The following is a 22904-nucleotide window of genomic DNA, read 5'->3' on the forward strand; positions in this document are numbered from 1 at the left end:
AATGCCTGAAGAACTCAGTCTTGAAGGTAAGACCCTGCTATTGGTCGACGGTTCTAGTTACTTGTACCGGGCCTACCATGCGATGCCTGACCTGCGAGGCCCCGACGGCGGTCCCACTGGCGCACTGTATGGAATGATCAACATGCTGCGGCGCTTGCGGCGCGAAATCAATGCAGAGTATAGCGCGTGCATTTTCGACGCCAAGGGCAAGACTTTCCGCGACGACTGGTACGCCGAGTACAAGGCCAACCGGCCCTCGATGCCCGAAGACCTCTCCAGGCAGATCGAACCCATTCACGTTGCCGTGCGCGCGCTTGGCTGGCCGCTCGTCATGATCGAGGGCGTCGAGGCTGACGACGTCATCGGCACGCTCGCCGTGCAGGCCGAGAAGCGCGGCATGAAGGTGATCGTCTCGACGGGCGACAAGGATCTGGCTCAACTCGTGACGGATCATGTCACCCTCATCAATACGATGACCAACGAAACGCTCGACCGTGCCGGCGTGCAGGCCAAGTTCGGCGTGCCGCCCGAGCGCATCGTCGACTATCTTTCTCTCATCGGCGATACGGTCGACAACGTGCCGGGCGTCGAGAAATGCGGACCCAAGACTGCGCTCAAATGGCTCACGCAATACGACACCCTTGATGGCATCGTAGAACATGCGGGCGAGATCAAAGGTGCGGTAGGAGACAATCTGCGCAAGGCTCTGGACTTCCTGCCCATGGCCCGGAAACTCGTGACCGTACACACGGAATGCGACCTTGCCTCGCAGATCGAATCAATCGATGCAACGCTCGTCAGCCGTCCCGAATCGCGCGATGAACTGCGCGATGTGTTCCTGCGTCATGGCTTCAAGACCTGGCTGCGCGAAGTTGAAATCGCTGATGCCGTGGAAGGGCCGAGCGACACGCCGCCCGCCGAAGTCACCGAGATCGAGCATCACTACGAGACCGTGCAGACGTGGGACCAGTTCGATGCCTGGCTCAAGCGCATCAATGAAGCAGAGCTCACGTCGTTCGACAGCGAGACCACGTCGCTCGATCCATTGACCGCGCAGATCGTCGGCATGTCGTTCTCGGTCGAGCCGGGTCACGCGGCATATGTCCCGGTTGCACATCGCGGGCCGGATGCGCCCGAGCAGTTGCCGCGCGACGAAGTGCTCGCGAAGCTCAAGCCGTGGCTCGAAGATGCATCGAAGAAGAAGGTCGGCCAGCATCTGAAGTACGACGAGCAGGTGCTCGCGAACTATGGCATCGAGATGCGCGGCGTCGAGCATGACACGCTGCTGCAATCGTACGTGCTGGAGTCGCATCGTCCGCACGACATGGACAACCTCGCATTGCGCCATCTCGGCGTGAAGACCATCAAGTACGAGGACGTCGCGGGCAAGGGCGCGGGGCAGATCGGCTTCGACGAAGTGCCGCTCGAACAGGCTTCCGCCTATGCCGCCGAGGACGCCGACATCACGCTGCGTCTGCATCGCGCGCTGTATCCGCAAGTGCAGCAGGAAGAAGGGCTGCTGCGCGTGTATCGCGATATCGAATTGCCTACGTCGCGCGTGCTGCGCAAGATGGAACGCAACGGCGTGCTGATCGACCGCGAACGGCTCGATGCGCAGAGCACCGAGATCGCAAAGCGTCTCATCGATTTGCAGGCGCAGGCGTACGAGCTTGCGGGCGGCGAGTTCAATCTCGGTTCGCCGAAGCAGATCGGCCAGATATTCTTCGAGAAGCTGCAATTGCCGATCGTGAAGAAGACGCCGAGCGGCGCGCCTTCCACCGACGAAGAAGTGCTGCAGAAACTCGCCGAAGACTTTCCGCTGCCGAAGGTGCTGCTCGAACATCGCGGTCTGTCGAAGCTCAAGTCCACCTACACCGACAAGCTTCCGCGCATGGTGAATGCCAGCACCGGCCGCGTGCATACGAACTATGCGCAGGCCGTCGCGGTGACGGGGCGGCTGTCGTCGAATGAGCCGAACCTGCAGAACATCCCGGTGCGCACCGGCGAGGGACGCCGCATTCGCGAAGCGTTCATCGCGCCGCCGGGCCGCAAGATCGTGTCCGCGGATTATTCGCAGATCGAGTTGCGCATCATGGCGCACATTTCCGGCGACGCCTCGTTGATGCGCGCGTTCAAGGAAGGCGAGGACGTGCACCGCGCCACCGCGTCGGAAGTGTTCAGCGTGACGCCGCTCGAAGTCGATAACGATCAGCGCCGCATCGCCAAGGTCATCAACTTCGGCTTGATCTACGGCATGAGCTCGTTCGGTCTCGCCTCCAACCTCGGCATCACGCGCGATGCAGCGAAGCTGTATATCGACCGCTATTTCGCGCGCTATCCGGGCGTCGCCGCCTACATGGAGAACACGCGTCTCGCCGCGAAGGCGCATGGTTTCGTCGAGACGGTCTTCGGCCGGCGTCTGTGGCTGCCCGAGATCAACGGCGGCAGCGGTCCGCGCCGGCAGGCGGCGGAACGCGCGGCCATCAATGCGCCGATGCAGGGCACCGCCGCCGACCTCATCAAGCTCTCGATGATCGCCGTGCAGGACTGGCTCGAAACCTCGGGCACCGGTGCGAAGATGATCATGCAGGTCCACGATGAACTCGTGCTCGAAGTTCCCGAGGAAGCGCTTCCAGAAGTCAGGAAGCGCTTGCCTGAACTGATGTGCGGCGTCGCGCAGCTGAAGGTGCCGCTCATCGCGGAAGTGGGCGTCGGCAACAACTGGGAGGAGGCGCACTGACGCCGTGAGCGTCATCGAGGCCTGCTGACACGAGCCGCGCGAAGGCCTATGCTGCTTCGAACGCGTATGCCCGGCATGTCATCGACGCGCTTGTGACTGTCATCGGGCCTCGCGCACAATCCGTTGTTCATCGAGGAAACAAGCACGACAGCCGACCGGTCATAAAAAACACAGGGAGAGTTCCATGCATCGCTTCATCATCGTCGGCGGAGGGGCCGGCGGCCTCGAACTCGCGACGCGTCTCGGCGACCGCTTCGGCAGCACGGACAGCAAGACGCCGCCGAAAGCGCAAATCACGCTGGTCGACCGCAATCCGACGCATATCTGGAAGCCGCTGCTGCATGAAGTCGCGGCGGGCAGCATGGATCCGTTCACGCAGGAACTCGAATACGCGGCGCAAGCCCTGTGGCATGGCTTCGAGTTCCAACAGGGCGATCTGATCGGACTGGACCGCGCGAACCGGCGCATCAGGATCGGCGCGCTGCGCGACGAGGAACTTGGCGAACTCCTGCCGGAACGCGACCTGGAATACGACACGCTGGTCATCGCCATCGGCAGCACGACGCATTTCTTCGGCGTCGACGGCGCGCAAGCCAACTCCATCGCGCTCGATACCGTCGGGCAGGCCGAACTGTTTCGCAAGCGGCTGATTGCGGCGTGCATCCGCGCCGAACACGTCGCGCCCGAGCCGGTGGCCGCGGGCGTGGACGAAGCCGGAGCCGAAGACCCGCCGGGCGTCGATCCCGTGCCGCGCATCCAGGTGGCGATCGTCGGCGCCGGCGCGACCGGCGTGGAATTGTCGGCGGAACTGCGCAACACGGCGCAGGTGCTGTCCGCCTACGGCCTGCACAAGCTCGACCCGAAACACGACATCGGCATCGTGCTGATCGAAGCGGGACCGCGCGTGCTGCCCGCGTTGCAGGAGCGTGTCTCCACCGCGACCGCCGAACTGCTCACCAAGCTCGGCGTGAAGCTCATGACCGGCGAAACCGTCGCGCACGTGGGCCGGGACTCGATCCACACGGCGAGCGGCAAGATGATTCGCGCGGACCTCACGGTGTGGGCGGCAGGCATCAAGGCGCCCGCCATTCTCACCAACCTGGACGGCCTGCCGACCAACCGTCTCGGCCAGCTGAACGTGCGCCGCACGCTGCAAACCGAAATCGACGACAACATCTTCGCCCTCGGCGACTGCGCCGCGTGTCCGTGGCCCGGCAACGAGCGCAATGTCCCGCCGCGCGCGCAGGCCGCGCATCAGCAGGCGAGCTTCCTGTTCAAATCGTTCGAGCGGCTGCTGCAAGGCAAGCCGCTGCCGGAATACACCTATCGCGACTTCGGCTCGCTGGTGTCGCTCGGGCATTACAGCGCGGTCGGCAACCTGATGGGCGGGCTGATCGGCGGCAACATGCTGATCGAAGGGCTGTTCGCGCGTTTCATGTACATGTCGCTGTACCGGCTGCATGTCGCCGCGCTGCACGGCTATGCACGCATGGTGCTCGATACCATCGCGCACTGGCTGCGCCGCTCTACTGCACCGCGTGTGAAGCTGCATTGATGTGCACGGGTTTGGAATAGAAGCGCTGCGTCGTTCGTTCAAAGCTGTTTAGAATGAGCGGCGCGCTTTTTCCGAAGCGCACGTTCGTCGTCGTGCAGCGCCGCGCCGCGTGCAGCCTTGAGCACGTCGCGCGGTTTCAAGGATCCGTGCCGCGCATTGACACTGCAAGCGCAATGCGACGGCCTCGCCGCGGGAGCCACGTATGCTAGACCCAGAAGTCGACAGCCTCATTCCGCACGTCCCGTTCAATCGCCGTACCTTCATCAAGGCAAGCATCGGCACCGGCTTCGCGGCCGCGGTGCTGCCGGTCTCCGCGCAAACCATCCATACCGACAGCGACGGCCTCGAAGCCGGCGCGATCGGCGTGCGCGGTGCGGACGGCACGCTCGTGCCGGCCTATCGCGCGCAGCCGAAGGGCAAGACGCATCTGCCGGTCATCATCGTCATTCATGAGATCTTCGGCGTGCACGAGCACATCGCCGACGTGTGCCGGCGCTTCGCGAAGCAGGGTTATCTGGCGATCGCGCCGGACCTCTACACGCGTCAGGGCGACGCCTCGGCCTACAAGTCGATGCAGCAGCTCAACGAACAACTCGTGTCGAAGGTGCCGGACGCGCAGGTGATCTCGGACATCGATCAGACCGTCAAGTGGGCGGGCGAGCATGGCGGCGATCCGAAGCGCGTGGGCATCGTCGGCTTCTGCTGGGGCGGACGCATCTCGTGGCTCTATGCGGAACACAATCCGTCGCTGAAAGCAGCGGTTGCGTTCTATGGACGGCTCGTCGGCAACAAGACGGAGAACACGCCCACCAATCCGCTCGATCTCGCCAGCGGGCTCAAGGTGCCGGTGCTCGGGCTGTACGGCCGGCAGGACCAGAGCATTCCGCAGGACACCATCGAGCAGATGAAGCAGGCGCTTGCCAACGATCCGCCGCCCGCCCGCAACTCGCAATTCGTCGTGTACGACGACGCCCCACACGCGTTCTTCGCGGATTACCGGCCGAGCTATCGCAAGGCGGACGCGGAAGACGCCTGGAAGCGCGCGCTCGCGTGGTTCCGCGAGCACGGCGTCCGATAAGACCTTTCAGGGCGTCGCGCCGGTCGCGACGGGCCTGCCCGGATCGGCGCTCCATTCGCTCCACGAGCCGGGATAGAGCGCGGCGCCGTGCAGCCCCGCGATCTCCATCGCGAGGGCGTTGTGGCACGCCGTCACGCCCGAGCCGCATTGCAGCACGATGCGGTCGGGTGAAGTCGCGCCGATCAGCGTGCCGAAGGCCTCGCGAAGATCGTGCGCGGACTTGAAGCGGCCGTCCGCGTTCAGGTTGTTCTTGAAGAAGTGATTCAGCGCGCCTGGAATGTGGCCGCCGACGGGATCGAGCGTTTCGTTCTCGCCGCGATAGCGGTCGGCGGCGCGGGCATCGATCAGCAGATGATCGCGGGTGCCGATACTGCGCTCGATGGCCGCTGCGTCAATGGTCACCTGCAACGGCGCTGCCGCCTTGAACGTACCTTGCGTGCGTGCCGGCACGGCGCTGTCCAGCGGCTGTCCAGCGGCTTCCCAGGCGTTCAGGCCGCCGTCGAGCAGCGCGACGGAATCATGTCCCAGCCAGCGCAGCAGCCACCAGAGACGCGCCGCAACCATGCCGCCCTGTGCGTCATAGGCAACGACCTGGCGTCCTTCATCGAGGCCGAAGCCCGCCAGTTTTTCGACGAGCGCCGCGCGCTCGGGCAATGGGTGCCGTCCGTTCGTGCCGGTTTTCGCGCCGGACAGATCGTGATCCAGATGCAGGTAATGCGCGCCCGGAATGTGGCCGGCGGCGTAGGCGGCTGCGCCTGCGTCGGGTGCCGCGAGGTCGAAGCGGCAGTCGAAGACCAGCACGCTGCCGGGCGCGGCGGCGAGGCGGTCGGCGAGGTTCGCGGCGGAGATGAGCGTGGTGTAGTGGGTGTGCTGCATGGCGGCTCCTGGAGCGACGCTCGTTGGGCAAGGGGAGACGTCAGTCTAAACACATGAGGGGTGGATCGTCACCGTTTTGAGGGACGGTGCGGTGTGGATCTTGCGCCTGCGTCCGGTATTCATACGACGGAGGCTTCAATGAAAACAACCAGACTGCGGGTCTTGCTGGCGACGGCCACCATGCTGGCCGCTCACACCGCATTCGCCGATACCCCCGGCGCTGACTGGATGCCAAAGGAACAGGCCATTCAGAAGTTGACGCAACAGGGCTATGCCAACGCCTATCTGAAGGCCGACGATGGTCATTGGGAAGGCGAAGCTACCAAGGGCGGACGGATCTACGAACTGCACGTCGATCCGCATTCGGGTGCGATCACCAAGAGCGAACCGAAGCACTGACGCCGGACTGCGCGGCTGCCCGTTGGCCGCGCAGAAAACGCATGGCCCGACCGGCTTACGCCGATCGGGCCATGTGTCATTCCGAAGCTTGCGTCGGGACGTTCAGATCGTCCCGAGCTGATGCCGCAGGAACTCGTGGAAGTGCTGCATGCCGGATTCCATCGGGCTCTGATACGGGCCCACCTGGTTCTCACCGCGCGACATCAGCGCACGGCGGCCGGCGTCCATGCGTTCGGCGATCTCGTCGTCCTCGCGCGCGGTTTCCATGTACGCGGCGCGCTCGGCCTCGATGAACTCGCGTTCGAACAGCGCGATTTCCTCGGGGTAATAGAACTCGACGATGTTCCGCGTCTTCTGCGTGCCCTGCGGGATCAGCCACGACACGACCAGCACGTGCGGATACCACTCGATCATCAGGCCGGGGTAATACACCATCCAGATCGCGCCGAATTCGGGCGGCGTGCCGTTGCGGAAGCGCAGGACTTCGTCATGCCACTTGCGATACGTCGGGCTGCCCGGCTTCTCGAGATTCTTGTGGACGCCGACTGTCTGGACGCTGTACCAGTCGCCGAATTCCCATTCGAGGTTGTCGCACGACACGAAGCTGCCGAGTCCCGGATGGAACGGCGCAACGTGATAGTCCTCGAGATAGACCTCGATGAAGCTCTTCCAGTTGTAGTTGCACTCATGCACTTCAACGTGATCGAACATGAAGTTCGAAAAGTTGAAATGCCGGGCGGTGCCAAGCCTCGCGAGATCCGCGGCGACGTTGCGGCCCTCCGCTTCGAACAGCAGCCCCTGCCAGTTCTGCAGCGAGGTCTTGCCGAGGTTGAGGCAGGGCTTGTCCGCGAAATGCGGCGCGCCGAGCAGCTGACCGTCGAGGTCGTAGGTCCAGCGGTGCAGCGGGCAGACGATGTTGTCCGCGCTGCCGCGGCCATTGAGCATGATGGCCTGGCGATGGCGGCACACATTCGACAGCAATTCGATATTGTTCTGCTGATTACGAACGAGCACGCGCCCTTCGCCTTCACCCGGAAGCGCGAAATAGTTTCCCGCATCCGGCACCATGAGTTCGTGCCCGATATAGCGTGGACCCTGCTTGAAAAGTATGTCGAGTTCGCGCGTCAGAAGCGCTTCGTCAAAGTAAGCCGTGACTGGCAGCTGGCTATGAACAGCCTTGAGCTGCAATGCATTGCTCAGATTGGACATTCCCACTCCCGATGAAAACGTGAAAGCAGTGAACAACCCAACCATCGATGGATTCGATTTAGGGAGCCCGCGATTATACCGAAATCCCCTTCCTTGGGGAGCTTAAGGTCTTGATTTGGGTATAAATTGTGCCGGGAGTTCCGCGCGATTGCGTCGCGGGCGCGCACGTTTCGCAATCCGCCAGCGAATTCACGAACGATGCGGCAAAGCACTGTTAGCAGTTCCGGATAGCCCGGATGCGGGTCGAAATTTTGTCTTTTGCCGTAGAATGTGCGACTTGGCTCCAAAAATTAAATTGCACATCCACGATTCATGGCGAAAACCGCTGTTCAGGACACAAGTGAGGTCACCGGCGCGAGTGGCGCCGAAGCGCCCGGCGCGGACGCCGCGCGGCTTCCGGAGAATTACGAAGCGGCGCTGAGCGAACTCGAATTGCTCGTGGCGCGCATGGAAGAGGGCGCGCTGAGTCTCGAGGAGTCGCTTGCGGCGTACCGTCGCGGCGCGGCGCTTGTAGGGTTTTGCCAACAACAGCTCGAAAAAGTCGAGCAGCAAGTACGCGTCCTCGACGGCGAGACGCTCAAGCCGCTGCCCGCCGAGGTACAGCGCGCCACCCAGGGTGCAATGAAAGACGACGGGGACGACGACCTATGACCTTCGAACAATGGATGCGTGGCACGCTCGACCGCGTCGAGACGGCACTGGAGCACTATCTGCCAGGTACCGATATCGCGCCGGCGCGTCTGCACGAAGCTATGCGCTATGCCGTGCTTGGCGGCGGCAAGCGTGTGCGTCCGCTGCTGGTCCATGCGGCCGGCGAACTGACCGGCGCGAGCGCGCAGGCGGTGGAAGCGGCCAGCGCGGCGCTCGAAATGATTCACGTGTATTCGCTGGTGCATGACGACATGCCCGCCATGGATGACGACGCATTGCGTCGCGGCAAGCCCACGGTACACATCCAATATGACGAAGCGACGGCATTGCTGGTCGGCGACGCGCTGCAATCGCAGGCCTTTGTTGCGCTGACCGCGGCCGGCAACGGTCTGAACGATAGCCAGCAAGCCGCGCTCGTGCGCGAGCTGGCGGTCGCGAGCGGTTCGCTCGGCATGGCGGGCGGGCAGGCCATCGACCTCGAAAGCGTCGGGCGCAAGCTGTCGCGGCCGGAGCTCGAGACCATGCATCGCAAGAAGACAGGCGCGTTGTTGCGTGCGTCGGTGCGCATGGGCGCGCTGGCGGGCGCCACGCCGGACGCAGAGGCGCTCGCGGCGCTGGATCAATACGCCGCCGCGGTCGGCCTCGCATTCCAGGTGGTCGACGACATCCTCGATGTCACCGCGGACTCCGCCACGCTCGGCAAGACGGCGGGCAAGGACGCGCAGCATGACAAGCCGACCTACGTGTCGATCATCGGTCTCGACGCGTCGCGCGAACTCGCGGCGCAACTCGGCCGCGACGCGCACGGCGCCATCCAGCCATTCGGCCCGCGCGGCCAGCGGCTGGCCGAGCTTGCAGACCTGGTTGTGAACCGGGTGAATTGATTGTTGAACGCGTGACGAACCCCACGGCGCGAGCGAGCCAACCCGGAAGCATCGCGCTGAACGAATCACGCCAGTTTTCCTAAAATGGGACGACGATGTACGACCTGCTGAAATCCATCGACGATCCGGCCGATTTGCGTGCCCTCGATCGACGTCAACTGCAACCGCTAGCCGACGAGCTGCGAGCCTACGTGCTCGACAGCGTCTCGCAGACGGGCGGGCATCTGTCGTCCAATCTGGGCACCGTCGAGCTGACGATCGCGCTGCACTATGTGTTCGATACCCCTGCTGACCGCATCGTCTGGGATGTCGGCCATCAGACCTATCCGCACAAGATCCTCACCGGCCGCCGCGACCGGATGTCCGGACTCCGGCAGTTGGGCGGCATCTCCGGCTTCCCGCGCCGCTCCGAGTCCGAGTACGACACCTTCGGCACCGCGCATTCGAGCACGTCGATTTCGGCGGCGCTCGGCATGGCGGTCGCGAACAAGCTGCAGGGCGACAACCGCTATTCCATCGCCGTGATCGGCGACGGCGCGATGACCGCCGGCATGGCCTTCGAGGCGATGAACAACGCGGGCGTCGCCGACGACCTGCCGCTGCTCGTCATCCTCAACGACAACGACATGTCGATCTCGCCGCCGGTCGGCGCGCTGAACCGGCATCTCGCGCGTCTGATGTCGGGGCGTTTCTACGCTGCCGCGCGCGCAGGCGTCGAGCGCGTGCTGCGCGCCGCGCCGCCCATGCTGGACCTCGCGCGCAAGCTGGAAGAACACGCGAAGGGCATGATCGTGCCGGCCACGCTGTTCGAGGAGTTCGGCTTCAACTACATCGGCCCGATCGACGGTCACGATCTCGATTCGCTGGTCCCCACATTGCAGAACATCAAGGAACTGCGCGGTCCGCAATTCCTGCACGTGGTGACGAAGAAAGGCCAGGGCTACAAGCTCGCCGAAGCCGATCCGGTGCTCTATCACGGCCCGGGCAAGTTCAATCCGGCCGAAGGCATCAAGCCGTCCACGGCGCCTTCGAAGAAGACCTACACGCAGGTGTTCGGCGAATGGCTGTGCGACGCCGCGGCGCAGGATTCGCGCGTGGTCGGCATCACGCCGGCGATGCGCGAAGGCTCGGGCATGGTCGAGTTCGAACAGCGCTTCCCGGAACGGTATTTCGATGTCGGCATCGCCGAGCAGCACGCGGTGACCTTCGCGGGCGGCCTGGCGGCGGACGGCATGAAGCCGGTCGTGGCGATCTACTCGACCTTCCTGCAACGTGCGTACGACCAGCTGATCCACGACGTCGCGCTGCAGAATCTGCCGGTGGTGTTCGCCATCGACCGCGCGGGCCTGGTCGGGGCGGACGGCGCCACGCATGCGGGCAACTATGACCTCGCGTTCCTGCGCTGCATCCCGAACATGACGGTGATGGCTGCATCGGACGAGAACGAATGCCGTCAGATGCTCTACACGGCGTTGCAGCAATCCAACCCGACGGCCGTGCGGTATCCGCGCGGCGCGGGCGCCGGTGTCGCGACCGTCAAGCAGATGACCGCGCTGCCGGTGGGCAAGGGCGAGATGCGCCGCGAGTCGTCGCAGAAGCTCGGCTCGGGCAAGCGCATTGCCATCTGCGCTTTTGGCACGATGGTCGCGCCGTCGCTGGTCGCGGCCGGGGAGCTTGATCTCACCGTCGCGAACATGCGCTTCGTGAAGCCGGTCGACGCCGACCTGTTGCGCGAGCTCGCTGCCACGCACGACGCCATCGTCACCATCGAGGAAGGCACGATCATGGGCGGCGCGGGCTCGGCCTGCGTCGAAGCGCTGCTTGCGGGCGGCGTGCTGAAGCCGGTGCTGCAACTCGGTCTGCCGGACGTGTTCATCGATCATGGCGATCCCGCGAAGCTGCTGGCGAGCGTGGGCCTCGACGCGGCCGGCATCGCCCGCTCGATTCGCGAACGCTTTCTCGACGCCGTCGAAAGCGAGCAGGCGGACAAGCTGACCAAGCGCGTCGCCTGAAACAGTACGGCGCGCTCGGGGCGCGCCGTACGATACGAATCGCTTCATTGATCACTTTCACACACGGCGCGGGCTCCAATCCGCGCCGTGTGCGCTTCAAGCATCGAACCGCCCGCGTGGTCATGACGCGCGGCGCATAATGACATACCATATGAACCAGATGAACCGCGCCTTCGTGATGCCGGACGTCCAGAGCAAGCCCGACACGAGTCAGATCGTCATTCAGCGCGTCGGCGTGAAGGGCGTGCGGCATCCGTTGTCGGTGCGCACGGCGAACGGCGTGCAGCCGAGCGTCGGCGTGTGGAATCTCGACGTGCATCTGCCCGCCGACCAGAAAGGCACGCACATGTCGCGCTTCGTTGCGCTGCTCGAAGACAATCGCGAGCCGCTCGATCAGGCCACGCTGCGCACGCTGCTCGCCGACATGCTGACCAAGCTCGAAGCGCATTCGGGACGCATCGAAGTGAGCCTGCCGGTCTTCGTCATGAAGACCGCGCCGGTGTCCGGCGTGCAGAGTCTGCTCGACTACGAGGCGACCTTCATTGCAGAACGGCGCGACGGCGAAACCCGCCTGTCGATGAAAGTGCTCGTGCCCGTGACGAGCCTGTGCCCGTGCTCGAAGAAGATCTCGCAATACGGCGCGCACAACCAGCGTTCGCACGTGACCATCACGGCCGAACTGGCGGGCGAAGTGGCGGTGGAAGAACTGATCCGCATCGCGGAGGAAGAGGCGTCGTGCGAGTTGTGGGGCCTGCTCAAGCGCCCGGACGAGAAGTTCGTCACCGAGCGGGCGTATGAAAATCCGAAGTTCGTCGAAGACCTCGTGCGCGATGTCGCCACGCGCCTGAATGCCGATGAACGCATTGTTGCGTACACGCTCGAGGCCGAAAACTTCGAGTCGATCCACAATCACAGCGCGTATGCGGTAATCGAGCGCGACAAGCGCCGCGACGCCTGATCGTTGATCGTTCGCACAACGTCTTCCTGAGAGCCGGTCTTCGCACCGGCTCTTTCTTATGCGAACGCAGTTTCCGACGAAACATGCGCTTCCCGCACCGATTCCACCACCAGCGACGCCAGCCGCTCGACCAGTGGCGAGCCGATACCCGACGCGCGATGCAGCGCGAGCGGAATGGACGGCAGCGCGGGCAAGCCGCCCTCCTCGGCGTCGAGCGGACGGACGGTCGCAGGCAGGCCGTAGCTCGTGCGCACCGTGACGCCGAGGCCGGCTGCGGCAGCTGCCCATAATCCCGACAGGCTCGGGCTCGTGAACGCCACGCGCCAGCGGATGCCGGCGCGGTCGAGTGCCGCGGCGGCCGCGCTGTGGAACAGGCACGGACGGTCGAAGGCGATCAGCGGCAGCGGTTCGTCGAGGTCGAAATGCCACGGCACGCTTGATGACACGATCCAGCGCATCGCCGGGGCGGCGATCGCTTGCGGCAGATTGGCTGCCTGGCTCTCGTCGCTGACGCCTGCCGCGCCCCAGACGAGCGCGAGATCGAGCTGTGCGCCGTCGATGCGTTCCAGCAGCTCGGTATTCCGTGCGACGCGCGCCTCGATGCGCACTTTCGGATGCGCGCGCGCGAAACGTCCCAGAACGTCCGGCAACACCACTTCGCCGAAATCTTCCTGTAGCCCGAGCCGGATCCAGCCTTCGAGATCGACGCCGCGCACCGCGACGGCCGCTTCGTCGTTCAGTTCGACGAGGCGTCGCGCGTAGTTGAGCATCACTTCGCCGGCATCCGTGAGCGCCAGCCCGCGGCCCGCCTTGCGAAACAGCGGCGTGCCGGCCTGTTCTTCCAGCTTGCGGATCTGCGCGCTCACCGCCGAGGTCGAGCGGCCGACGCGGTCCGCCGCCCGCGCAAAACTTCCCAGATCCATGCCGGCGACGAAACTGCGCAGCACGGCGAGGTCGAAAGTCGTCTGGCCCATGGAATCATCCTGTTTATCTGAATGGATGGTGAAAAACTTTGCGATTTTCAGGATGATCCTAAGCCTTCAGACTGGTCGCAGTCAAACTTCCTCCGGACTGCGTCATGGATATTTCCTGGGTATCGAATTCGATCAAGTCGCCCGTTCTCGACGGCCGGCATCGCTGGAAAGTCCTGGGCGTGGGCGTCGCGGCCAACGCGAGCGTGTCGGCGGCGGCGACGGGCTTTCCGACGACCGCCGTCTGGGTCCGCTCGGCGTATCACCTCACCAACGGCCAGTTGGGCGTGGTGCTGGGCGCGCTGGGACTGGGCGTCGCGTTGTCCGAACTGCCGTGGGGCGTGCTGACGGACCGCTGGGGCGATCGGCCGGTGCTGCTGACGGGCCTGCTTACTACAGCGGCGGCGCTCATCGCGATGGCCCTGTTCGCCACGCCCGCCACGGCGAGTTTTGGATGGCTGGTCGCGGCGATGTGCGGCCTCGGGCTGCTCGGCGGCAGCGTGAACGGTTCGAGCGGGCGCGCCGTGATGGCGTGGTTCGGCGAAGGCGAACGCGGCCTTGCGATGAGCATTCGCCAGACGGCTGTGCCGCTCGGCGGCGGCATCGGGGCGGCGGTGCTGCCGTGGCTGGCGTCGACGCACGGGTTTTCAGCGGTCTTCGGCGTGCTCGCCGCCATGTGCCTCTTGTCGGGCGCGTTCGCGTGGCGCTGGCTTCACGAACCGCCGCTCGCGCAGCACAAGCCAACGCAGGGCAAGGTCCGGCCCGCCCAAGGCACGCCTTTGCGCGACATGCAGGTATGGCGCGTCGTGTTGGGCATCGGCGTGCTGTGCGTGGCGCAATTCGCGGTGCTGAGTTTCGCGACGATTTTCCTGCACGACGCCGCGCGTTTCGGCGTGACCGCGATCAGCGCGACGATGGGCGCGCTGCAACTTGGCGCCATCGGGATGCGCGTCTGGAGCGGGCGGCATACCGACCGCCATGGAAATCGCCGCGCTTACCTGAAGATGTCCACGGTGGTCGCGTGTGCGTCGTTCGTCGTGCTGGGACTCGCGACGGCGCTGGGCGCGGTCCATCTGCCGGTGCTGCTGGCCGCGTTGCTGATCCTGGCGGGCGTGTGCGTGTCCGCGTGGCACGGCGTGGCCTATACCGAGCTCGCGACGCTCGCAGGCACCGCGCGCGCCGGCACGGCGCTCGGCATGGCGAACACGGCGGTGTTCGTCGGCTTCTTCCTGACGCCGCTCGCCATTCCGCATGTGCTCGCGCTGGGCTCCTGGCCGCTGGTCTGGCTCGTAGCGGGCATCTGCGCGTCGCTCGCGTGGCCGTTGTTCCCGAGGCCCGCGCGCGCTTAAACTGACCGTCCGACAAAAACATCCGTGGAGCGCACCTTGATCCTGATCGGCCAATACGATTCCCCGTTCGTGCGGCGCGTCGCCATCGCGGCGAGTCTCTACGGTATGGCGGTCGAGCATCGTCCGTGGTCCGTCTTCGGCGACGCCGACAAGATCGCGCCGTTCAATCCGCTGATCCGCGTGCCGACGGTCGTGCTCGATTCCGGCGACGTGCTGATCGAAAGCGCAATGATCCTCGACTATCTCGACGAGCAGGCCGGCGCGGCGCGCGCGCTGATCGCAGCGGAGGGGCCGGAACGGCGTCACGCGCTGAAGATCTGCGCGCTGGCCACCGGCCTGGCCGACAAGGCCGTCGCGCTGGTCTATGAACGCGTGTTGCACAAGGAGCGGTCGCAGACCTGGCTCGACCGTTGCACGGGGCAGGTCGAGCGCGTGCTGAATGCACTGGAAGCGGATCGCGCCGTGCGTCCGGCGGCGTTCTGGTTCGGCGATGCGATCGGCCACGCGGATATCGCCGTCGCCTGCGCGCTGCGTTTCGCGCGCGAGGCGCATCCGGAGATTTTTACGTCGACAAGATGGCCCGCGCTGATCGCCCACAGCGACCGGTGCGAAACGCTGCCGGTGTTCGAATCGATCGTGCAGCCGTTCAACCCGCCGCGATAAGCGGAATCAGGCACGCGCCAGCGAGGACAAGTCCCAGCGCGGCTTCACGGTGAACGCGTAGTCGCGCACGGCCTGTTCCGGCCAGCGCGACAGGCGCAACGCACCAGCGAGCGCGATCATCGCGCCGTTGTCGGTGCAGAGCGAGAGGTCGGGGTAATGGACGTCGAAGCGGCGCTTCTTCGCCGCCGCCGACAACGCTTCGCGCAGTTGCCGGTTCGCGCCGACGCCGCCCGCCACCACGAGCCGCTTGAGGCCGGTCTTCTTCAGCGCGGCGAGCGACTTCGCGACCAGCACGTCCACGGCGGCATCGACGAAACCGCGCGCCAGGTCCGCCTTGCCCTGCTCGCACACATTGGCGCCGAGCTTGCGGCTCTGCGTCAGCACGGCCGTCTTGAGCCCGCTGAAGCTGAAGTCGAGGTCGCCGGAATGCAGCATCGGACGCGGCAGCACAACCGCGCCCGGCGTGCCGAATTCGGCCAGCCGCGAGACTTCCGGGCCGCCCGGATAACCGAGGCCGAGCAGCTTGGCGGTTTTGTCGAAGGCTTCGCCGGCGGCGTCGTCGAGCGTTTCACCGAGGGTTTCGTAGACGCCGACATCGGTCACGCGCATCAACTGCGTGTGACCGCCCGACACCAGCAGCGCGACGAACGGAAACGGCGGCGGCTCCGCCACCAGCAGCGGCGACAGCAGATGCCCTTCCAGATGGTGAATGCCGACAGTCGGCTTGTCCCACGCCATCGCGAGCGCATTGGCGACGCTCGCGCCCACCAGCAGCGCGCCCGCGAGCCCCGGACCTTGGGTGAACGCGATGGCGTCGATGTCGTCGCGCGCCGCGCCCGACTCTTTCAGCACCTCTTCGAGCAGCGGCAGCGCCCGCCGGATGTGATCGCGCGACGCCAGTTCCGGCACGACGCCGCCGTAATCGCGATGCATCGCGATCTGCGAATGAAGGGCGTGCGACAGCAGGCCGCGTTCGGTGTCGTAGAGGGCGAGGCCGGTTTCGTCGCAGGAGCTTTCGATGCCGAGAACGAGCATGGGAGTGAGACGTCGGAGGGAACAAAAAAGTATAGCAGCGGCGGCCCGCGCGCGTTCCGTGACCCGGAGGTGGCCCGGAGGTGGCCCGGCGCAGCGGTTAGAATGCGCGCCATGGAATCCTTCGATATCGCCGTCATCGGCGCGGGCGCGGCCGGCATGATGTGCGCGGCGGTGGCCGCGCAGTCCGGGCGCCGCGTCGTGCTGATCGACCACGCCGCGCGCCTCGCCGAAAAAATCCGCATCTCCGGCGGCGGGCGCTGCAACTTCACCAACAGCCACGCGCAGCCAGCCAACTTTCTCTCGGAGAATCCGCATTTCTGCCGCTCCGCGCTGGCGCGCTACACGCCGCGCGACTTTCTCGCGCTGCTCAAGCAGCATCGCGTGAAATGGCACGAAAAGCACAAGGGCCAGCTGTTCTGCGATGACTCCAGCGAAACGATCATCGACATGCTCAAGCGCGAGTGCGACGCAGGCGGCGTGACGTGGCGGCGCCCGGTGACGGTCCACGAGATTCGTCACGACGGCGCGCGCTTCACGCTGGACACGAACGCGGGCGCGCTTGGCGCGACGGCCCTCGTGATCGCGACGGGCGGGCTCTCGATTCCGAAGATCGGCGCGACGGACTTTGGCTACCGCGTGGCGAAACAGTTCGGCCACACGCTCGTCGAGACCCGGCCCGCGCTCGTGCCGCTCACCTTCACGTCGACCGACTGGGAGCCGTTCGCGGCGCTGTCGGGGCTGTCGCTGCCGGTGCGCATCGGCGCGGGCAAGGGCAAGACGCGCGGCGAGTTCGACGAAGACCTGCTGCTCACGCATCGCGGCGTGTCCGGGCCGGGCGTGTTGCAGATTTCGAGTTACTGGAATACGTCCGAGCCGGTCGAGATCGACCTGCTGCCCGGCATCGACGCCACCGCCATGCTGCTCGAGGCCAAGGCCGGCTCGAAGAAGCAGATCGGCACGTTGCTGGCCGCGCAGGTGCCCGCGCGTCTCGCGCAGGCGTGGCTCGCGGCGCACAAGGTCGCCCTCGATGCCCGTCTCGCCGATCTCCCCGACCGCACGTTGCGCGCGCTTGGCGCTTCGCTGTCGAACTGGACGCTGACGCCGAGCGGCACCGAAGGCTATCGCAAGGCGGAAGTGACGCGCGGCGGCGTGAATACGCGCGAGCTGTCGTCGGCGACGATGATGAGCGCGCGCGTCGCCGGGCTGTTTTTCATCGGCGAAGTGGTCGATGTGACCGGCTGGCTCGGCGGCTACAACTTCCAGTGGGCGTGGGCCTCGGGGGTCGCGGCAGGCCAGGCGGCGGCGGAACATGCGCGCGGCGCGGCGACGGGCGGTTGAGCACCTTCGGAAGGCCGCGCGGAAAGCCGGTCAATTGTTCCGGAACGGGGGTTTTGGCGAGTCTCGAAACGCGAACCCGTTTGCTATACTCAACCGGACATCGGAGGAAGCCCTCCGCTCTGGCTGGCACGCGGGAGCGTCGTTGCAGCACGCCTTGCCGCGGCCCGGAATGGCCCGCAGAAAAGTCCCGCTTGAGGATGCGTTCCCAAGCGGGTTTTTGCTTTCACGATCACGGCATCGCCGGGCCAGCCGGAACCAGTTACCGCCATTTATCGCAATTGCACCGGGTGAACGATGAGCCTCAAGGACCAGATCAACGACGACATGAAGACTGCCATGCGCGCGCGCGAAACCGAGCGCCTCGGCACGATTCGGCTGCTGCTCGCGGCAATCAAGCAGCGTGAAGTCGACGATCGCGTCACACTCGACGACGCCGCCATCACGGCCGTCATCGACAAGATGATCAAGCAGCGCAAGGATTCCATCAGCCAGTTCGAAAGCGCGGGCCGCACCGATCTCGCCGACAAGGAAAAGGCGGAACTCGCCATCCTGTCCGCGTACATGCCCGAACAGCTTTCCGCCGACGCCATCGCCGCCGAAGTGCAGGCCGCCATCGCGGCAAGCGGTGCGGCCGGTCCGCAGGACATGGGCAAGGTGATGGGCGTGCTGAAGCCGAAGCTTGCCGGCAAGGCCGACATGACGGCCGTCTCGGCACAGGTGAAGGCGGCGCTCGCCAAGTAAATCAGCTGCCGACTGCCCGGTGATTCCTCACGCTTTCCTGCAAGACCTGCTCAACCGCGTCGACATCGTCGACGTGGTGGGCCGCTACGTCCAGTTGAAGAAGGGCGGCGCGAACTTCATGGGCCTCTGTCCGTTCCACAACGAGAAGAGCCCGTCGTTCACGGTCAGCCCGACCAAGCAGTTCTATCACTGCTTCGGCTGCGGCGCGCATGGCACGGCAATCGGCTTCCTGATGGAACACACCGGCCTGACCTTCCCGGAAGCCGTCAAGGATCTCGCGCAAGGCGCCGGACTCACCGTGCCGCAAGAGCCATCGTTTCGTGGCGGCGGCGGGTCGAACGGCGAGAGCGCGCCGAGCCGGGCCGTCAGCGTCGCGCTCACCGACGTCATGCAGACCGCCTGCGATTTCTATCGCAAGCAGTTGCGGGGCGCGCCGAATGCCATTGCGTATCTCAAGAAGCGCGGGCTGACGGGCGAGGTGGCGGCGCGCTTCGGCCTCGGTTACGCGCCGGACGGATGGCAGAACCTCGAAGCCGCATTTACCGATTATCGGGATGAGAACCTGGTCGAAGCGGGCCTCGTGATCGTTAGTGAGAAGACCGATTCGCAGGGGCAGGCGCGCCGCTACGACCGCTTCCGCGAACGCGTGATGTTCCCGATCCGGAATGTGAAGGGCAATGTGATCGGCTTCGGCGGACGCGTGCTCGACGGCGGCGAGCCCAAGTATCTGAACTCGCCCGAGACGCCGCTCTTCAGCAAGGGTAGCGAACTGTACGGCTTGTTCGAGGCGCGGCTCGCCGTGCGTGAACTGGGCTACGTGCTGGTCGTCGAAGGGTATATGGACGTCGTCGCGCTGGCGCAGCTCGGCTTCGCCAACGCGGTCGCGACGCTCGGCACCGCGTGTACGCCGGTTCATGTGCAAAAGCTGTTTCGCCAGACTGATACCGTGGTGTTCAGCTTCGACGGCGATTCGGCCGGACGCCGCGCCGCGCGTCGCGCGCTGGAAGCGGCGCTGCCGCACGCGGCCGACAATCGGACGATCAAGTTCCTGTTCCTGCCGAAAGAGCACGACCCGGACAGCTACGTCCGCGAGTTCGGCACGGATGGTTTCGGCGAGCAGGTCGATCGCGCGATGCCGCTGTCGCAGTTTTTGCTGAACGAGGTGCTGAACGACAAGGAGCTGGAGCAGCCCGAAGGCCGCGCGAAGGCGCTGTTCGACGCCAAGCCGCTGCTTCAGGCGTTGCCCGCGAACGCGCTGCGCGTGCAGATTTTGCACATGCTCGCGGACCGGCTGAGCACGCCGTTCACGGAGATTGCCGCGCTGTGCGACATCGATTCGCGCGCGGCCGCCGTGGCCCGCGCGAACGTGCCGAAAAGCGAGCGCCGCCGGGTGACCGGCCAGGAACAGCGGGCATTGCGCAACCTGGTGATGTATCCGGGCATTGGCGTGGCGCTCGATCAGGACAGCGAGCGCACGCTCGTCACCATGACCGAACACGGCGAATTGTTCAGCGAAGTGATCGGGCACGCGCGTGAACTGGGTGGTGAGGCTGAGTTCCAGATGCTCTCGGACGTCTTGAGAAATGCAGCAAATGCGGCCACGTACGAAGATATCTTCCAGGAAATTCTCGCCTATGATGAAAACGTTCGCGATTTGCTGTTGCGCGATCCATCCGACGAGGACGCGGCACAGCGGGTCGAGGAACAGAAGCGTCTGCTTGCCGAGGAGTTGCAGGCAACCGTCGTGAAGCTGAAACACGACAGCTATCGCGCCCGGCTGGATCAACTGGCGCGGCAAGCGAACTTGTCGGCGGAAGAAGTGGCGGAGTTTTCGGACCTTTCTGCACGGGTTGCGCAGATCAAGGCCGGGCGTGTCGCCAGCCCGGATAGCGGAAAGTGAAATGCTATAATTAAAAGTTCAAATGGAAGTGCTTTTTGTCAACTGCTTGTGTCGCAGGACTGTTGTTTAACGCCCACGGCGCAACATCAGTAGAGCGGTTGAAAAAGGGCATTCGAAGGGGTATTCGAACGGCTTTTAGCGGGCCATGGGAACAGTAGGCGGCACGCGGAGCACACGACGGCGCTGGCTGAGCGGGCAGTTTTCACGGCGATATCTGTTGCGAAATTCGTCGATTTGCGTGGCACAGGCCGCATAAATCATACGAAACAAACGGAAAGGCACGCCGGCGTACAGACGGGCGGAAGGGAAGCGGCTGCTATTGCGGGTAGGGCGAGACAGGCGGTTCATTCTTGTCGGATCAGCGGTAGCGCTCCGGGCAGGGCACGCAGGACGAAGCAGCGTGCGCATATTGGGTATTCACGGTTCCATCGGCTGTTGTCCAGCAGCCGCGAGTCGAGACTAAAGCCGGTATGGCGAACTCCATGACGAAAAAGCTGAACGATGTATCCGTCGAAGACGACGCAATGCAAAACGCAGAGTCTGGCGCCGCCGCTCCCGCGGCGAAGGTCGAAAAGGCCAGGGCTCGCGATCGCCGCGCGAAGGAGAAGGCACTTCTGAAGGATGCGTTCTCGTCGAGCGCGCCGGGCACGGTCGAGGAACTCGAGGAGCGGCGCGGCAAGCTGCGCGCGCTCATCAAGCTCGGCAAGGAGCGCGGCTTCCTCACCTATGGCGAGATCAACGATCACCTTCCGGACAACTTCACGGAAACCGAGGCGATCGAAGGCATCATCAGCACGTTCAATGACATGGGCGTGGCGGTGTACGAGCAAGCGCCCGACGCCGAAACCCTGCTCCTGAACGACAACGCGCCCAATGCCTCTTCCGACGACGAAGTCGAGGAAGAAGCCGAAGTCGCGCTCTCCACCGTCGATTCCGAATTCGGCCGCACGACCGACCCGGTCCGCATGTACATGCGCGAGATGGGCACGGTCGAACTGCTGACGCGCGAAGGCGAAATCGAGATCGCGAAGCGCATCGAGGACGGCCTCAAGCACATGGTCATGGCGATCTCCGCCTGCCCGACGACCATCGCCGACATTCTGGCCATGGCCGAGCGCGTGCAGAACGAGGAGATTCGCGTCGACGAACTCGTTGACGGCCTGATCGATCCGAACGCCCAGGACACGGACGGCTTTTCCGAACAGGAAGCCGAGGCGATCGAATCGGAAGACGAGGAAGCCGAGGAAGAGAAGGACGGCGACGAGGAAGAGGAAGAAGAGGACGACGGCGCCGCGCAAGCCAGCGCCAACGCCGCCCAGCTCGAAGCGCTGAAGCTCCAGTCGCTCGAAAAATTCGCGCTCATCAGCGAATGGTTCGACAAGATGCGCCGCGCCTACGAGAAGGAAGGCTATAAGTCGAAGGCGTATCTGAAGGCGCAGGAAGCCATCCAGACGGAACTGATGAACATCCGTTTTACGGCGCGTACCGTCGAGCGCCTGTGCGACACGCTGCGTGCGCAGGTCGATGAAGTGCGTCAGGTCGAACGGCAGATCCTGCATACGGTCGTCGACAAATGCGGCATGCCGCGCGCCGAGTTCATCACGCGCTTTCCGGGCAGCGAAACGGATCTCGACTGGTCCGAGAAAGTGGTCGCCGAAGGGCACGATTACAGCGCCGTGCTGGAGCGGAACATTCCCGCTATTCGCGAGCAGCAGCAGCGTCTGCTGGATTTGCAGGCGCGTGTCGTTTTGCCACTGAAGGATCTCAAGGAAACCAACCGCCAGATGGCGGCGGGCGAATTGAAGGCGCGTCAGGCGAAGCGCGAGATGACCGAGGCCAACCTGCGCCTGGTGATTTCCATCGCGAAGAAGTACACGAACCGCGGCCTGCAGTTCCTCGATCTCATCCAGGAAGGCAACATCGGCCTGATGAAGGCGGTGGACAAGTTTGAATACCGTCGTGGCTACAAGTTTTCGACTTATGCCACGTGGTGGATCCGGCAGGCCATTACGCGTTCCATCGCGGACCAGGCGCGCACCATCCGTATTCCGGTTCACATGATCGAAACGATCAACAAGATGAACCGCATCTCGCGGCAGATCCTGCAGGAAACCGGTCTCGAGCCGGATCCGGCTACGCTCGCCGAGAAGATGGAAATGCCGGAGGACAAGATCCGCAAGATCATGAAGATCGCGAAGGAACCGATCTCCATGGAAACGCCGATCGGCGACGACGACGATTCCCATCTCGGCGATTTCATCGAGGACACGAACACGGTGGCGCCGTCGGATGCCGCGCTGCATGCGTCCATGCGCGATGTCGTGAAGGACGTGCTGGATTCGCTGACGCCGCGTGAGGCGAAAGTGCTGCGCATGCGTTTCGGGATCGAGATGAGCACGGATCACACGCTGGAAGAGGTCGGCAAGCAGTTCGACGTGACGCGCGAGCGCATTCGCCAGATCGAGGCGAAGGCGCTGCGCAAGCTGCGTCATCCGAGCCGCTCGGACAAGCTGAAGTCGTTCCTCGAAGGCAATTGAACCGGCAC

Annotated in this window: 18 protein-coding genes; 14 read left to right on the forward strand and 4 right to left on the reverse strand. The window is 64.6% G+C overall.

Going from position 1 to position 22904, the window contains the following annotated elements:
- The first annotated feature begins 1 nt into the window (after window position 1).
- The 3 genes from polA (at window position 2) to QCE88_RS33325 (ending at window position 5373) form a co-directional block, all read left to right on the forward strand.
- Window positions 2–2740, forward strand: coding sequence for a DNA polymerase I (gene polA, locus QCE88_RS33315; RefSeq protein ID WP_309910999.1), 2739 nt, complete (start codon window positions 2–4; stop codon window positions 2738–2740).
- Between the two features lie 184 nt (window positions 2741–2924).
- The gene (locus QCE88_RS33320) at window positions 2925–4295 is read left to right on the forward strand and encodes an NAD(P)/FAD-dependent oxidoreductase (RefSeq protein ID WP_309909614.1); all 1371 of its coding nucleotides are present in this window, start codon (window positions 2925–2927) and stop codon (window positions 4293–4295) included.
- Window positions 4296–4497: 202 nt separating this feature from the next.
- Complete coding sequence (locus QCE88_RS33325; protein WP_309909616.1) at window positions 4498–5373, forward strand: dienelactone hydrolase family protein; 876 nt, start codon at window positions 4498–4500, stop codon at window positions 5371–5373.
- Between the two features lie 6 nt (window positions 5374–5379).
- Here QCE88_RS33325 and QCE88_RS33330 read toward each other — a convergent pair whose 3' ends face one another.
- On the reverse strand, window positions 5380–6249 hold the full coding sequence (locus QCE88_RS33330) for a sulfurtransferase (RefSeq protein WP_309909617.1): 870 nt from the start codon (window positions 6247–6249) through the stop codon (window positions 5380–5382).
- Window positions 6250–6387: 138 nt separating this feature from the next.
- Here QCE88_RS33330 and QCE88_RS33335 point away from each other — a divergent pair, with 138 nt between their 5' ends.
- On the forward strand, window positions 6388–6648 hold the full coding sequence (locus tag QCE88_RS33335) for a PepSY domain-containing protein (protein WP_309909619.1): 261 nt from the start codon (window positions 6388–6390) through the stop codon (window positions 6646–6648).
- Window positions 6649–6750: 102 nt separating this feature from the next.
- On the opposite strand, the gene QCE88_RS33340 is transcribed toward QCE88_RS33335, so the two are convergent.
- Window positions 6751–7857, reverse strand: coding sequence for an aromatic ring-hydroxylating dioxygenase subunit alpha (locus QCE88_RS33340; RefSeq protein ID WP_309909620.1), 1107 nt, complete (start codon window positions 7855–7857; stop codon window positions 6751–6753).
- Between the two features lie 312 nt (window positions 7858–8169).
- On the opposite strand from QCE88_RS33340, the gene QCE88_RS33345 reads away from it, so the two are divergent.
- The 4 genes from QCE88_RS33345 to folE2 all read left to right on the forward strand — a co-directional run bounded on the left by QCE88_RS33345 (window position 8170) and on the right by folE2 (window position 12362).
- Window positions 8170–8508, forward strand: coding sequence for an exodeoxyribonuclease VII small subunit (locus QCE88_RS33345; protein WP_309909622.1), 339 nt, complete (start codon window positions 8170–8172; stop codon window positions 8506–8508).
- Window positions 8505–9392 (forward strand): farnesyl diphosphate synthase, encoded by an 888-nt coding sequence (locus QCE88_RS33350; RefSeq protein ID WP_309909623.1) that lies wholly within the window; start codon window positions 8505–8507, stop codon window positions 9390–9392. The genes QCE88_RS33345 and QCE88_RS33350 overlap by 4 nt, the downstream gene beginning before the upstream one ends.
- A gap of 95 nt (window positions 9393–9487) precedes the next feature.
- A complete protein-coding gene (gene dxs, locus QCE88_RS33355; protein ID WP_309909624.1) occupies window positions 9488–11404 on the forward strand; it encodes a 1-deoxy-D-xylulose-5-phosphate synthase in 1917 nt (638 codons plus the stop codon).
- Window positions 11405–11555: 151 nt separating this feature from the next.
- Window positions 11556–12362 (forward strand): GTP cyclohydrolase FolE2, encoded by an 807-nt coding sequence (gene folE2, locus QCE88_RS33360; protein WP_309909626.1) that lies wholly within the window; start codon window positions 11556–11558, stop codon window positions 12360–12362.
- A gap of 56 nt (window positions 12363–12418) precedes the next feature.
- On the opposite strand, the gene QCE88_RS33365 is transcribed toward folE2, so the two are convergent.
- Window positions 12419–13336 carry a LysR substrate-binding domain-containing protein gene (locus QCE88_RS33365; RefSeq protein WP_309909628.1) on the reverse strand — a complete coding sequence of 306 codons (918 nt, stop codon included), beginning with the start codon at window positions 13334–13336 and terminating at the stop codon, window positions 12419–12421.
- 104 nt (window positions 13337–13440) lie between these two features.
- Here QCE88_RS33365 and QCE88_RS33370 point away from each other — a divergent pair, with 104 nt between their 5' ends.
- Entirely contained in the window at window positions 13441–14682 is a 1242-nt protein-coding gene (locus QCE88_RS33370; protein WP_309909629.1) for an MFS transporter, read from the forward strand.
- A gap of 24 nt (window positions 14683–14706) precedes the next feature.
- Window positions 14707–15345 (forward strand): glutathione S-transferase N-terminal domain-containing protein, encoded by a 639-nt coding sequence (locus QCE88_RS33375; RefSeq protein WP_309909630.1) that lies wholly within the window; start codon window positions 14707–14709, stop codon window positions 15343–15345.
- A gap of 6 nt (window positions 15346–15351) precedes the next feature.
- Here the strand turns inward: QCE88_RS33375 and tsaD are convergent, their stop codons facing one another.
- The gene (tsaD, locus tag QCE88_RS33380; protein WP_309909632.1) at window positions 15352–16380 is read right to left on the reverse strand and encodes a tRNA (adenosine(37)-N6)-threonylcarbamoyltransferase complex transferase subunit TsaD; all 1029 of its coding nucleotides are present in this window, start codon (window positions 16378–16380) and stop codon (window positions 15352–15354) included.
- 111 nt (window positions 16381–16491) lie between these two features.
- Between tsaD and QCE88_RS33385 the strand changes: the two genes are divergently transcribed.
- The 4 genes from QCE88_RS33385 (at window position 16492) to rpoD (ending at window position 22896) form a co-directional block, all read left to right on the forward strand.
- The gene (locus QCE88_RS33385) at window positions 16492–17718 is read left to right on the forward strand and encodes an NAD(P)/FAD-dependent oxidoreductase (protein WP_309909634.1); all 1227 of its coding nucleotides are present in this window, start codon (window positions 16492–16494) and stop codon (window positions 17716–17718) included.
- 294 nt (window positions 17719–18012) lie between these two features.
- Window positions 18013–18459: a GatB/YqeY domain-containing protein gene (locus QCE88_RS33390; RefSeq protein ID WP_309838653.1), complete on the forward strand. Its 447-nt coding sequence runs from the start codon at window positions 18013–18015 to the stop codon at window positions 18457–18459.
- A 19-nt stretch (window positions 18460–18478) separates the two neighbouring features.
- Window positions 18479–20359, forward strand: a complete 1881-nt coding sequence (dnaG, locus tag QCE88_RS33395) for a DNA primase (protein ID WP_309909635.1) — start codon at window positions 18479–18481, stop codon at window positions 20357–20359.
- Window positions 20360–20829: 470 nt separating this feature from the next.
- A complete protein-coding gene (gene rpoD / locus QCE88_RS33400) occupies window positions 20830–22896 on the forward strand; it encodes an RNA polymerase sigma factor RpoD (protein WP_309821065.1) in 2067 nt (688 codons plus the stop codon).
- The last annotated feature ends 8 nt before the right edge of the window (window positions 22897–22904 follow it).

The organism is Caballeronia sp. LZ035 (assembly GCF_031451175.1).
GTDB lineage: Bacteria > Pseudomonadota > Gammaproteobacteria > Burkholderiales > Burkholderiaceae > Caballeronia.